At 65.6% G+C, this 12,022-nt stretch carries 12 protein-coding genes; 9 read left to right on the plus strand and 3 right to left on the minus strand.

Going from position 1 to position 12,022, the window contains the following annotated elements; genetic code table 11:
• Positions 1-496 precede the first annotated feature (496 nt).
• From WAZ62_RS00940 to ggpS, 3 genes are read left to right on the plus strand one after another with little or no spacing between them, the layout of a single operon-like run.
• A complete protein-coding gene (locus tag WAZ62_RS00940; RefSeq protein WP_422641656.1) occupies positions 497-1,618 on the plus strand; it encodes an NAD(P)H-dependent glycerol-3-phosphate dehydrogenase in 1,122 nt (373 codons plus the stop codon).
• Positions 1,615-2,352, plus strand: a complete 738-nt coding sequence (locus WAZ62_RS00945; protein WP_422641657.1) for an HAD family hydrolase — start codon at positions 1,615-1,617, stop codon at positions 2,350-2,352. The genes WAZ62_RS00940 and WAZ62_RS00945 overlap by 4 nt, the downstream gene beginning before the upstream one ends.
• Positions 2,349-3,836 carry a glucosylglycerol-phosphate synthase gene (gene ggpS / locus WAZ62_RS00950; RefSeq protein WP_422641658.1) on the plus strand — a complete coding sequence of 496 codons (1,488 nt, stop codon included), beginning with the start codon at positions 2,349-2,351 and terminating at the stop codon, positions 3,834-3,836. The genes WAZ62_RS00945 and ggpS overlap by 4 nt, the downstream gene beginning before the upstream one ends.
• Before the next feature lie 10 nt (positions 3,837-3,846).
• Here the strand turns inward: ggpS and WAZ62_RS00955 are convergent, their stop codons facing one another.
• Positions 3,847-4,476 (minus strand): MarC family protein, encoded by a 630-nt coding sequence (locus WAZ62_RS00955; protein ID WP_422641659.1) that lies wholly within the window; start codon positions 4,474-4,476, stop codon positions 3,847-3,849.
• Positions 4,477-4,525: 49 nt separating this feature from the next.
• Positions 4,526-5,482 carry a type I pantothenate kinase gene (gene coaA, locus WAZ62_RS00960; protein WP_422641660.1) on the minus strand — a complete coding sequence of 319 codons (957 nt, stop codon included), beginning with the start codon at positions 5,480-5,482 and terminating at the stop codon, positions 4,526-4,528.
• 168 nt (positions 5,483-5,650) lie between these two features.
• On the opposite strand from coaA, the gene recO reads away from it, so the two are divergent.
• From recO to WAZ62_RS00975, 3 genes are all read left to right on the plus strand, one after another.
• Entirely contained in the window at positions 5,651-6,385 is a 735-nt protein-coding gene (gene recO, locus WAZ62_RS00965) for a DNA repair protein RecO (RefSeq protein WP_422641661.1), read from the plus strand.
• A gap of 12 nt (positions 6,386-6,397) precedes the next feature.
• Positions 6,398-8,623 carry a DNA topoisomerase IV subunit A gene (gene parC / locus WAZ62_RS00970; RefSeq protein ID WP_422641662.1) on the plus strand — a complete coding sequence of 742 codons (2,226 nt, stop codon included), beginning with the start codon at positions 6,398-6,400 and terminating at the stop codon, positions 8,621-8,623.
• Positions 8,624-8,697: 74 nt separating this feature from the next.
• On the plus strand, positions 8,698-9,015 hold the full coding sequence (locus WAZ62_RS00975; protein WP_422641663.1) for an FtsB family cell division protein: 318 nt from the start codon (positions 8,698-8,700) through the stop codon (positions 9,013-9,015).
• Between the two features lie 5 nt (positions 9,016-9,020).
• Here the strand turns inward: WAZ62_RS00975 and WAZ62_RS00980 are convergent, their stop codons facing one another.
• A complete protein-coding gene (locus WAZ62_RS00980; protein ID WP_422641664.1) occupies positions 9,021-9,401 on the minus strand; it encodes a winged helix-turn-helix transcriptional regulator in 381 nt (126 codons plus the stop codon).
• 106 nt (positions 9,402-9,507) lie between these two features.
• On the opposite strand from WAZ62_RS00980, the gene WAZ62_RS00985 reads away from it, so the two are divergent.
• From WAZ62_RS00985 to WAZ62_RS00995, 3 genes are all read left to right on the plus strand, one after another.
• Positions 9,508-10,521 (plus strand): zinc-binding alcohol dehydrogenase family protein, encoded by a 1,014-nt coding sequence (locus WAZ62_RS00985; protein WP_422641665.1) that lies wholly within the window; start codon positions 9,508-9,510, stop codon positions 10,519-10,521.
• Positions 10,522-10,705: 184 nt separating this feature from the next.
• Positions 10,706-11,710, plus strand: coding sequence for a pyruvate dehydrogenase (acetyl-transferring) E1 component subunit alpha (gene pdhA / locus WAZ62_RS00990; RefSeq protein ID WP_422641666.1), 1,005 nt, complete (start codon positions 10,706-10,708; stop codon positions 11,708-11,710).
• A 25-nt stretch (positions 11,711-11,735) separates the two neighbouring features.
• Positions 11,736-12,022, plus strand: a 287-nt coding sequence (locus WAZ62_RS00995; protein WP_422641667.1) for a biotin/lipoyl-containing protein, incomplete at its 3' end; no start/stop codon positions are given.

The following is a 12,022-nucleotide window of genomic DNA, read 5'->3' on the forward strand; positions in this document are numbered from 1 at the left end:
CGCCGGTGGTGGCGGCTTCGGCGGCGGTGGCCGTTCGGGCGGCGGCGGTGCCGGTGGCGGCGGTCGTAACCCCGGGCCCGATCTCGACGACGAAATCCCGTTCTGACGTCCCCCCGCGGATTTGTGAAGGCGGCCTTCGCGGGCCGCCTTTTTGCATGGTGTCGCGATATGGTGCGGCGCGTCAGTCCCGTGGTGATCAATACTTCGGTTGTGTAGTATTGAATATCGGCCTTTGTTTCTGGTGTATTGGTGAGCGTCCGCTTGTTGTTTGTTTGAATTCCTGATGATGTGTTCTGAATTTCTTTGTAGTGTTTATTGATCTTGCGGCGGCATCATGCCGGCAAATTCATGGTGATTGCGACTTTTCTGTGTGCTGGAATTGACATTTTGACGATCTTGTGAGAAAATTCCGACCATTGGTCATTTGCTCAATTCTGAGTGGATCGAGGGGAAAATTCGGGCGTCCGCCAACGCCCAGGGAAAGTGGAGGATATCCATGCAGGAATTCGGTTCCGCCGGCTCATCGGCCGTCGAGCCCGCGCCATTCGACCGGATCGCCATCATCGGTGCTGGCGCCTGGGGTACGGCGCTCGCGCTCACGGCCCATCGGGCGGGGCGGGGGGTCACCCTCTGGGCGCGCGAGCCACAGGTGCTGGACGCCGTTGCCGCGACGCGGCGCAATCCTTTCCTGCCTGTTCCCGTCGATATTCCCCTGGATGTCGTCGTCTCCGGCGATCTTGAATCGGTGGTGCGCGGTGCGGACCTCGTGCTGATGACGACGCCGTCCCAGCATCTGCGGGCCATGGTCGGGCGCTGCGCGCCCCTGATGGGGCCGGCGGTGCCGGTCGTGATTTGCAGCAAGGGGGTGGAGGCATCCTCCGGCGCCCTGATGAGCGACGTGGTGGCGGAAGAATTGCCGGGCCATCCACTGGCCGTTCTCTCTGGCCCCACCTTCGCCGCCGAGGTGGCGCAGGATCTGCCCACGGCGGTCACCATCGCCGCCAGCGGCGAGGGGGGCTTTAGCCCCGGCCATCTGGCCGCGCGTGTCGCCGTCAGCTTCGCCTCGACGACCTTTCGGCCCTATCTGTCCGATGACGTGATCGGCGTCGAAATCGGCGGCGCGGTGAAGAATGTCATCGCCATCGCCTGCGGCATAGCCGCTGGTCGGGGCCTCGGCAGCAATGCCCGGGCCGCCTTGATCACCCGGGGCCTCGCCGAGCTCACCCGGCTCGGTTTCGCCCTCGGCGCCAAGCCCGAAACGCTGAGCGGGCTCGCGGGTGTCGGTGATCTGGTCCTGACCTGCTCCAGCGAGCAATCGCGCAATTTCTCCTTCGGCAAGGCGTTGGGCGAGGGCCGCACCCCGCGACAGGCGGAAGACGGTCCGGTGGTCGAGGGCGCGGTGAACGCCGCCTCCGTCGGCGCCCTTTCGCGCCGTCTCGGTATCGACATGCCGATCTGCGCAGGCGTCGAAAGCGTGCTCGGTGGCGCTTCGATCGACGACGTCATGGCGGGCCTGATGATCTCGTCCCTGCGCCCCGAATCCCTGAAGGCCGAGAACAGCCTCCGCATCGCCCATCCCGCCCTGTCCGCCAGCGACGACGGTCTCCTGTCGGCATGACCGACTGGGACTGCGTGCTGGCGACCGATCTGGACGGAACCTTTCTCGGCGGCGATCAGGCCGCGCGGGAAGACCTCTATCGGTCGCTGTCGGGGCGGGACGACGTGCTGCTGGTCTTCGTGACCGGCCGCGACATCGCTTTCATCGCCGATCTCGTCAGCCGGCCGCCCGTGCCGCGGCCGCGCTACATCGTCGGCGACGTCGGGACCTCGGTCTATGACGGCACGACATTCGAGCCGATGGCGGCTCTCGAGGAGGATATCGCCGCGCGCTGGCAGGATGCCGGTCCCCGCGTGGTCGAAATGCTGCGGGACGAGCCCGGTCTGCGCCTGCAACCGACACGGTTCCGCCACCGGGTGAGTTACGACTGCGAGCCGGCGCTGCTGGCGCCCGATCTGAGGGACCGGGTGGAGGCGGCGGGGTTCGACGGCCTGCTGTCCGCCGATCGCTTTTTCGACGTCCTGCCGCGCGGCATCGCCAAGGGGCCGACGTTGATCCGGCTGGTGGAACATCTGGGTGTCGAGCCCGACCGCGTGCTGGTGGCGGGCGACACGATGAACGACCTGTCGCTGTTCGAGACCGGGTTCAAGGGGGTCGCCGTCGGCAATGCCGAGGCGTCGCTGGTGTCGGCGATCGCGGGGATGCCGCGGGTCTATCGCAGCAGGTGCGAGGGCGCCGCCGGCATCGCCGAGGCACTGCAACATTTCAGGTTCCGGGCAGGAGGGGCGACATGACTAGATCCGCCATGGCCATCGTCTATCATCGACAGCCGTTCGAGGAGGTGCAGGTCGACGGCCGCGTCGAGTTCCGTGCCAACACCAGTCCCAACGGAATCGTGCCGACGCTGAAGAGCCTGTTTCGCCGCATCGACGCGGGGCGCGGCGCCTGGGTCGCCTGGAAGACCTATGATCCGGACGTCGGCCCGGATTTCGAACGGGTGGTGCATGTCGACGACGACAATGGCGGCTTCACCGTCTCGCGGCTGCCGCTGACAGCCGAACAGGTGGAAAGCTTCTACCACATCACCTCGAAGGAGGCCCTGTGGCCGATCCTTCATTCCTTCCCCCAGGCGTTCCAATACGACAATGTCGACTGGGCGAGCTTTCGCGAGGTCAATCGATTGTTCGCCGAGGCCACGGCGGAGGTGATCGCGGATGACGGACTGGCATGGATCCACGACTACAATCTGTGGCTGGTGCCCCATTATCTGCGGCAACTGAAGCCCGACCTGAGAATCGCCTTTTTCCATCACACGCCCTTTCCGGCGGCCGATATCTTCAACATCCTGCCGTGGCGCGAGGAGATCATGGAAAGCCTGCTGGCCTGCGATCAGGTCGGTTTCCACATTCCGCGCTACACGAAGAATTTCGCCGACGTGGCCCGGGCGCTGTGCGGCGCCGATATCGCCGTGACGGCGCCGGTGCCGGCGGGCCTGTCCCCCGACGGCAAGGCCCTGTCCGAGCCCGAGGTTCCGGTTTCCCTGCGCCATCGCGGGCGACTGGTCCGGCTGGGCACGACGCCCGTCGGCACCGACCCCAACGGCATCCAGCGGGTGCTGGAGACGCCTGAAAGCGAAGCCCTGCAACGCCAGCTGATTCAGGAGATGGGCGGGCGGCGCCTGCTCGTCGCGGTGGGCCGTACCGATTACACCAAGGGCATGGCCGAAAGCCTGCTGGCATTCGAGCGCCTGCTGGAGCGGCGGCCCGAGATGATCGGCGAGGTCAAGCTCCTGCTCACCTCCGTTCGCGCGGCGTCGACCATGACGGTCTACGAGAAGACCCAGCGCGAGATCGAGGGGCTGGTCGGCCGCATCAACGGCCGGTTCTCGCGCCTAGAATGGACGCCGGTGGTGCTCTATTCCCAGGCCATTCCCTTTGAGCAGTTGATGGCCCATTACCGCATCGCCGATGTCTGCCTGACGACTCCCTTGCGCGATGGCCTGAACCTTGTCGCCAAGGAATATGTCGCCGCCAATTTCGGTCGTGCGGGCGTGCTCGTGCTGTCGGAATTCGCCGGCTGCGCCGTCGAACTGAGCGAGGCCCTGCTGATCAATCCCAATTCCCACCGCTCCATGGACCGCGCCCTCGATCTCGCGCTCGACATGTCGGTGGGGGAGGCGAGGCGACGCATGGAGGCGATGAACAAGGTGGTGCGCGACAATGACGTGGCGCGCTGGGGCGACCAGATCATGCGGGAACTCAGCCTGGTCGGTGGCTGATCGCCCTCGTTCAGCCGAACAGACCGCTGCCCTTGAGGCCGTCGAAGACGAATTGAACGGCGAGGGCGGCGAGCAGAACGCCGAAGATGCGGCTGATGACATGGACGCCGGTGACGCCCAGTGCCCGCTGCACCCCGGTCGCCGCCAGCATCATGAGATAGCCCATCAGCAGGACAGCGAAGAGGCCGGCGAAGACCATGATCTCGAGGCCGATGTCGTGGCTGTTGCCCGAGACGAGCAGGATGGCCGAGCCGATGGCGCCCGGTCCGGCCAGCAGCGGTGTCGCCAGGGGCACGACGGAAATATCGGGCCGCGTCATCGCCTCGTCCTTTTCCTCGTCGGTCGCCGTGCTGCCGCCGGATTCCCGCACGAACACCATGTCGAGCGAGATCAGCAGCAGGAGAATGCCGCCCGCGACCCGAAGCGCCGGCAGGGAAATCCCGAACAGGCGTAGCAGGGGCTCCCCCGCGAGGCCGAAGACGACGAGGATCGCCGCCGCGAACAGGGTGCCCTTCAGGGCCATGCGCCGCCGCTCCACCGGGGAGTGACGCGCGGTCAGCGCGGCGAAAAGCACCACGACATCGACGGGGCCGATGGTGGCGAAGAAAGTCGTGAAGGCGGTCAGGAAAGTCTCGAACATGCGGGGGCCAGTCTAGCGGCTTTTCACCGCCTGACCAGCCGCGGCCCCCCTAGAGTTTGCGAAGCGCGACGGACTCGACCTTGTGGTCCTTGCCCTTGGTCAGGATCAGGTCGGCGCGGAAGCGGGCGGGGCGGATATTCTCGACGAGGTTGCGCTCGTTGATCCGGGTCCAGATCGACAGCGCCGTCTCCCGGGCCTTTTCGTCCGACAGGTCGGCATAGCGCGAGAAATAGGAATTGGGATTGCGGAAGGCGGTCTGGCGGAAACTGAGGAAGCGCGCGATGTACCAGTCGCGGATCATCTCGGTGTCGGCATCGACATAGATCGAATAATCGAAGAAATCCGAGGTGAAGATGACATCGTCGAGGCCGGGCGTGGTATTGACCTGCAACACGTTCAGCCCCTCGACGATCAGGATGTCGGGCTGGTCGATGTTCTGGAATTCGCCGGGCACGATATCGTAGACGATATGGCTGTAGACCGGCGCCTTGACGTTGCGCTTGCCGGCCTTCACATCGGCCAGGAAATTCAGAAGGGTGCGAACGTCATAGCTTTCGGGAAAGCCCTTGCGCTCCATCAGCCCGCGCGATTGCAGAACCGCGTTGGGGTGCAGGAAGCCGTCGGTCGAGATCAGCTCGACATTGGGATGCGACGGCCAGCGCGCGAGCAGGGAGCGCAGGATGCGCGCCGACGTGCTCTTGCCGACCGAGACCGAACCGGCGAGCCCGATGATATAGGGCACCTTGCTGAGCGAGGCGCCGAGAAAGCGGAAGGTGGAGCGATAAAGCTCCATCCGGTGGGAGACATGAAGATTGAGCAGGCGCGACAGCGGCAGGTAGATATCCGCCACCTCGTCGAGCGAGATCATTTCGTCGGCCCCGCGCAGCTGCAGCAGGTCCTCGTGCGAAAGGGTCATCGGCGTGTCGGCGCGATGTGCCCGCCACTCCTCCCGGCCGAACAGGTTGAAACGCTGTTCGATCGAGGGCTTCAACTTCAGCTCGGGCATGATGTGCCAACCTTCGCGACCCAGGGCACGTTCCTCGATGGGGACTCCGGGCATCTTGCGGCGCGGCATTTCCCCAAATTTCCGATGGTGATACCACGGTGGTATCGGGGGCAAAAGCCCGGTTGCAATATATTTGTCGTGGCTTTCGTCGGGGGTGGAGAGCGGTGAATGGACTGGCGTGACCAGGGTTTCGTGCTTTCGGTCCGGCCGCTCGGCGAGCGGGACGCGGTACTGTCGCTGCTGACCCGCGACCATGGCCGCCATCCGGGCCTGGTCCGGGGAGGGGCGGGGCGGCGCATGGCGCCCTTGCTGCAGCCCGGAAACGAGGTCTTCGCCGTCTGGCGGGCGCGCCTCGCCGATCATCTCGGCACCTATGCGCTGGAGCCGGGCGCGGCCCATGCCGGCGCCCTGCTGGATTCGCCCCGGCGCCTGGCCGGATTGTCGGCGATCTGCGCCCTGCTCGACCTCTGCCTGCCCGAAAGGGAGCCCCATCCCGCCCTGTACGATGGATTCGCGGTCATGCTGGGCACGCTCGCGGCGGAGGGACCCTGGGCGGCGCTGATGGTGCGGCTGGAGGTCGAGATCCTGAAGGACCTCGGCTTCGGGCTCGATCTCGCATCCTGCGCCGTCACGGGCGGGACGCAAGACCTCGCCTATGTCTCGCCCCGCACCGGACGGGCGGTCTCGGCCGCCGCTGCCGGGCCCTATGAAGACCGCCTCCTGCGTCTGCCGGCTTTCCTGACCGCCACGGGCGGCCCGGCCGAGGCGCGGGATCTGGCCGATGGTTTCGCCCTGACCGGCCATTTCATCGAGCGCCATATCCTGGCCCCGCAAGGCCGCGCCCTGCCGTCGGCGCGACAAAGGCTGCTGAGCCTCTTGGGCAGCGGCGCCGCGATCTGCTAGGGTCCGGTCATCATGACCGATATGACCCTGGATTCGGGCGAGATTCGCGATGTCTCGCTGTCGAGCGCCCTTGGCGAGCGCTACCTGGCCTATGCCCTGTCGACCATCATGGCGCGGTCGCTGCCGGATGTGCGCGACGGCCTGAAGCCGGTGCACCGGCGCCTGCTCTACGCCATGCGCCAGCTGAAGCTGGATCCCAAGTCCGGCTACAAGAAATCGGCCCGCGTGGTCGGCGACGTGATGGGTAAATTCCATCCCCATGGCGACCAGTCGATCTATGACGCGCTGGTGCGCCTGGCGCAGGATTTCGCCGTCCGCTATCCGCTGATCGACGGCCAGGGCAATTTCGGCAATGTCGATGGCGATAACGCTGCGGCCATGCGCTACACCGAGGCCCGCCTGACCAGTGTGGCCGAGCTGCTGCTGACCGATATCGACGAGGATACGGTCGATTTCCGCCCGACCTATGACGGCGAGGAAAGCGAGCCCATCGTCCTGCCGGCGGCTTTCCCCAATCTGCTGGCCAATGGCGCGCAGGGCATCGCGGTCGGCATGGCGACGGCGATCCCGCCCCATAATATCGGCGAACTCTGCGCCGCCGTGACCCTGCTGATCGACAAGCCCGAGGCGGATGTCGACGAACTGGTCGCGCTGGTGCCGGGGCCCGATTTCCCCACGGGCGGCATTCTGGTCGAAGGCGCCGCCTCGATCCGCGAATCCTATGCGACGGGCAAGGGCGCCTTTCGCCTGCGCGCCCGCTGGCATCAGGAAGACCTGGGGCGCGGCACCTGGAATGTCGTCGTCACGGAAATTCCCTATCAGGTGCAGAAATCGCGCCTGATCGAGAAGATCGCCGAATTGATCGAGCTGAAGAAGGCGCCGCTGCTGGAAGACGTGCGGGACGAATCGACCGATGTCGTCCGCATCGTCCTCGTGCCGCGTAACCGTTCGGTCGCGCCCGAGATGCTGATGGAGGGTCTGTTCAAGCTCTCCGATCTCGAAACCCGCATCCAGCTGAACATGAATGTGCTCGACAAGGGCCAGATGCCTCGGGTGATGAGCCTGCGCGAGGTTCTGCTGGCCTTCATCGAGCATCGCATCGAGGTCGTGGTGCGGCGCGCCAGCCGCCGCCTGTCCGAGATCACCCACCGGCTCGAATTGCTCGGCGGCTACCTGATCGCCTATCTGAACATCGACGAGGTGATCCGCATCATCCGCGAGGAGGATCACCCCAAGCCCGCGCTGATGGCCCGCTTCGGGTTGACCGACGTGCAGGCCGAGGCGATCCTGAACATGCGCCTGCGTTCCTTGCGCAAGCTCGAGGAATTCGAGATCCGCAAGGAAAACGACGCCCTCCTGAAGGAGCGCGCGGGGCTCGAAAAGCTGGTCGCCGAGCCGGCCCGCCAGCGCAAGGCCGTCACCCAGGGCATCGCCGAGATCGCCAGGGAATTCGGCCCGGAAACTCCCCTGGGCAAGCGGCGAACGTCCTTCGCCGATGCTCCGGCGGTCATCGACCTGCCCTCGACCGCCTTCATCGAGCGCGAGCCCATCACCGTCGTCTGTTCGGCCAAGGGCTGGATCAGGGCGCTGAAGGGCCATGTCGACACCGATGCCGACGTCCGCTTTAAGGAAGGCGATCACGGGCGTTACACGATCAAGGCGGAAACCACCGACCGCCTGGTCGTCTTCGCCACCAACGGCCGCTTCTTCACGCTGGGCTGCGACCGGTTGCCGGGCGGTCGTGGCCATGGCGAGCCGATCCGCCTGATGGTCGATCTCGGCAACGATCAGGATATCGTCACCATGTTCGTGCACAGGCCGGGCGCGAAGCTGCTGCTCGCCGCCAGTGATGGCAAGGGTTTCATCGTCGCCGAGGACGACATCATCGCCCAGACCAAGGCCGGCAAGCAGGTCATGACCCTGGGCGAGGGGGCCGAGGCCGCCTTCTGCCGCCGGATCGAGGGCGATCACATCGCCGTCGTCGGCGAGAACCGCAAGCTGCTGGTCTATCCCTTGTCGGATGTGCCGGAACTCGCGCGCGGGCGGGGCGTCACCCTGCAGAAATACAAGGATGGCGGCCTGTCCGACGTTACCGTCTTCGCCTTGGCCACCGGCCTCACCTGGCCCTATGGCACCGGGGTCAGGACCGAGACGGCGCTGGCCGACTGGACCGGGCCGCGCGGCAGCGCGGGGCGCCTGGCGCCGCGCGGCTTCCCCAAGTCCAACCGCTTTTCCTGATCCCGCGCCATCCGGGGGCGACTTGCCCCCGGAATCGCTTGATCGTCCGATAGGCCCGTGATTCAATTGACATCATGACTCTCGCCCAGGAAATCCGCCGTCGCTCCCGTCAGGCCATCGTGCCGACGTTCGCCATCTGCGTGACGGCCTATTTCGGCTATCACCTGGTGCAGGGCGATTATGGCCTGGTGTCCTGGCTGCGCCTGACTCACGAGATCGAGCAGACCAAGGCGGAACTCGCCCAGATCTCTTCCGAGCGCGAGGCGCTGGAGCGGCGGGTGAACCTGCTGCGTCCCGAAAGCCTCGACCGCGACATGATCGAGGAGCGCGCCCGCGTCACCCTCGGCTTCGCCCATGGGAATGACGTGGTCATTCTCACCCCCGCGCAATAGGGCGCTCAGGCCGCTTCCGTCGTCTCCGCCGCCAGCGCCTTCGGCTTGCCGAAGCGGCCGATATTGTCGTCGCCCCAGATCTTGAGGGCGGCGAGGATGGGCTGCATGCTGCGCCCCAGCGGCGACAGGCTGTATTCCACCTTGGGCGGCACCTGGGCATAGACCTTGCGCAGGATCAGGCCGTCGTCCTCCAGTTCGCGCAGCTGGTTGGTCAGCATGCGCGGCGTCACATTGGCGATGGTCCGCCGAATTTCGTTGAAACGCATGGTCCCGTCCAGCAGGTGGAACAGGATCACCGATTTCCATTTGCCGTCGATCAGACCGATCGCCGCCTCCACGGAACAGCCGGGGGTGCAGTCGAAACGGGTGTGGCGGACCTTGGCCATGACAGTATCCTTTTTGATACTATGGGCTGATTTTGTGCGTATTGCGCTGAAGCGACAATAGCGGCAAGTCTGGCATCCATCAATCGCCGCAGCGGGAGCCGCCATCATGAAAGCCATCGCCTACAAAGCCGCCGGAAGCCTCGACCGCGAAAATGCCCTCGTCGACATCGACCTGCCCAGGCCGGAAGCCCGGGGCCGGGATCTCCTGGTCGAGGTCGCGGCGATCTCGGTCAATCCGGTCGACACCAAGATCCGCCGGAATGTCTCGGCCGAAGCGGGGGGCTGGAAGGTCCTCGGCTGGGATGCCGTCGGCCGGGTCGTTCAGGTCGGCGAGGCGGTGACGCGCTTCAAGCCCGGCGATGAAGTCTTCTACGCCGGTTCGCTGATCCGGCCGGGCGCCAACAGCGAGTTCCATCTGGTGGACGAGCGGATCGTCGGGCCGAAGCCCACCAGCCTGTCCAACGCCGAGGCGGCGGCGCTGCCGCTGACCGCCATCACCGCCTGGGAAATGCTGTTCGACCGGCTGGACATCCGGAAGCCGGTTCCCGGTGCCGCCCCGGCCATCCTCGTCATCGGCGGCGCCGGCGGTGTCGGCTCCATCGCCATCCAGCTCGTCCGGGCGCTGACCGACCTGACGGTGATCGCGACCGCCTCGCGGCCGGAGACGCGGGACTGGGTGCAGGCGCTCGGCGCCCATCATGTGATCGATCATCGCCAGCCCCTGGCGGAGCAGGTGGCGGCTCTTGGCCTCGGCGCGCCGGCCTTCGTCTTCTCGACGACGGAAACCCGGCGGCATCTCGCCGAGATCATCGCCCTGATCGCGCCGCAAGGCCGCTTCGGCCTGATCGACGATCCCGATACGCTGGACATTACGGGCTTCAAGCGGAAGGCGGTCTCGATCCATTGGGAATTGATGTTCACCCGCTCCCTGTTCGAGACCGCCGACATGGCGGAGCAGGGCCGGCTGCTGGCCGAGGTCGCGAGGCTGGTGGACGCCGGCCGGATTCGCACGACCCTGACCGAGGTCATCCGTCCCATCGATGCCGCCCATCTGAAGACCGCCCACGCCCTGATCGAAACCGGCAGGACCCAGGGCAAGATCGTCCTCGAAGGTTTTTGACGAGCGACCGTGTCGTGGCGGCCAATGGTCGGGGAATGCGCATTGAGGCATGGTGGGCCTCATTGCGCTGCAACACGACATGCAAAATCGCATGTCTTAGCCTTTAGCGAAGTTGCCCCATATGTGAACGTGGTTATTGTCGCGTCCAACGGTTGCGTAAGGCACGACGTTCACGGAGGGATCCATGGCCAAGGCAGGGCAGAAGAAACAGGCGGACGAGCCGATCGTGGCGGGTCCGGGGCCTGAACTGATCGATTATTACCGGGAGATGCTGCTGATCCGCCGCTTCGAGGAGAAGGCGGGCCAGATGTACGGCATGGGCCTGATCGGCGGCTTCTGCCATCTCTATATCGGCCAGGAAGCGGTCGTCGTCGGGATGCAGGCGGCGCTGAAGCAAGGCGACGCGGTCATCACCGGCTATCGCGACCACGGCCACATGCTGGCCGCCGGCATGGACCCCAAGGGCGTGATGGCCGAGCTGACCGGGCGCAGCGGGGGCTATTCCCGGGGCAAGGGCGGCTCCATGCACATGTTCTCCAAGGAGAAGCAATTCTACGGCGGCCACGGCATCGTCGGCGCCCAGGTGCCGCTCGGCACCGGCATCGCCTTCGCGATGAAATACCGCAAGACCGACAATGTCTGTCTCGCCTATTTCGGCGACGGCGCGGCCAACCAGGGCCAGGTCTACGAGAGCTTCAACATGGCCGAGCTGTGGAGCCTGCCGGTCATCTATGTGATCGAGAACAACCAGTATGCCATGGGCACGGCGGTTGCCCGCGCCTCGGCCCAGACCAAGCTGCACCGCCGGGGCGACAGCTTCAACATCCCGGGCAAGGAAGTCGACGGCATGGACGTGATCGCCGTGCGCGAGGCCGGCCGGGAAGCCGTCAAATGGGCGCGCGACGGCAAGGGTCCGTTCCTGCTGGAAATGAAGACCTACCGCTATCGCGGCCACTCCATGTCCGATCCCGCGAAATACCGCTCCAAGGAAGAAGTCCAGAAGATGCGGACGGAGCATGATCCGATCGACCACGCCCGCGAACAGCTGCTGGCCGCCGGCCTCATCGACGAGGCGGGCCTGAAGGCGATCGACGCCGAGGTGAAGAAGCATGTCGCCGAGGCGGCGGACTTCGCGCAAACGAGCCCGGAGCCCGATCCGAGCGAACTCATGACCGACATCCTCCTCTAAGGCCGGGCAACACGGGAAGAACACCATGGCAATCGATATTCTGATGCCCGCGCTTTCGCCGACCATGACCGAAGGCAAGCTGGCCAAATGGCTGGTGAAAGAGGGCGATACGGTAAAATCCGGCGATGTGATCGCCGAAATCGAAACCGACAAGGCGACGATGGAAGTGGAAGCCGTCGATGAAGGCGTGATCGAGAAGATCCTGATCGCCGAAGGCACCGACAATGTCGCCGTCAACACGGTGATCGCCCAGATCACGGGCGAGGGGGCTTCGGCCAGCCCGGCCCCGGCGCCCGTTGCGGCCCCCGCGGC

The sequence above is a fragment of the Zavarzinia sp. genome (assembly GCF_049306435.1).
In the GTDB taxonomy this organism is placed as follows: domain Bacteria; phylum Pseudomonadota; class Alphaproteobacteria; order Zavarziniales; family Zavarziniaceae; genus Zavarzinia.

Bases quoted from the DNA above. Each gene is read 5' to 3' on its own strand.
- WAZ62_RS00955 (WP_422641659.1), bottom strand. From the start codon at position 4,476: ATGTTCGAGACTTTCCTGACCGCCTTCACGACTTTCTTCGCCACCATC.
- WAZ62_RS00985 (WP_422641665.1), top strand. From the start codon at position 9,508: ATGAAAGCCATCGCCTACAAAGCCGCCGGAAGCCTCGACCGCGAAAAT.
- recO (WP_422641661.1), top strand. From the start codon at position 5,651: ATGGACTGGCGTGACCAGGGTTTCGTGCTTTCGGTCCGGCCGCTCGGC.
- ggpS (WP_422641658.1), top strand. From the start codon at position 2,349: ATGACTAGATCCGCCATGGCCATCGTCTATCATCGACAGCCGTTCGAG.
- WAZ62_RS00945 (WP_422641657.1), top strand. From the start codon at position 1,615: ATGACCGACTGGGACTGCGTGCTGGCGACCGATCTGGACGGAACCTTT.
- WAZ62_RS00975 (WP_422641663.1), top strand. From the start codon at position 8,698: ATGACTCTCGCCCAGGAAATCCGCCGTCGCTCCCGTCAGGCCATCGTG.
- WAZ62_RS00940 (WP_422641656.1), top strand. From the start codon at position 497: ATGCAGGAATTCGGTTCCGCCGGCTCATCGGCCGTCGAGCCCGCGCCA.
- pdhA (WP_422641666.1), top strand. From the start codon at position 10,706: ATGGCCAAGGCAGGGCAGAAGAAACAGGCGGACGAGCCGATCGTGGCG.
- coaA (WP_422641660.1), bottom strand. From the start codon at position 5,482: ATGCCCGAGCTGAAGTTGAAGCCCTCGATCGAACAGCGTTTCAACCTG.
- parC (WP_422641662.1), top strand. From the start codon at position 6,398: ATGACCGATATGACCCTGGATTCGGGCGAGATTCGCGATGTCTCGCTG.
- WAZ62_RS00980 (WP_422641664.1), bottom strand. From the start codon at position 9,401: ATGGCCAAGGTCCGCCACACCCGTTTCGACTGCACCCCCGGCTGTTCC.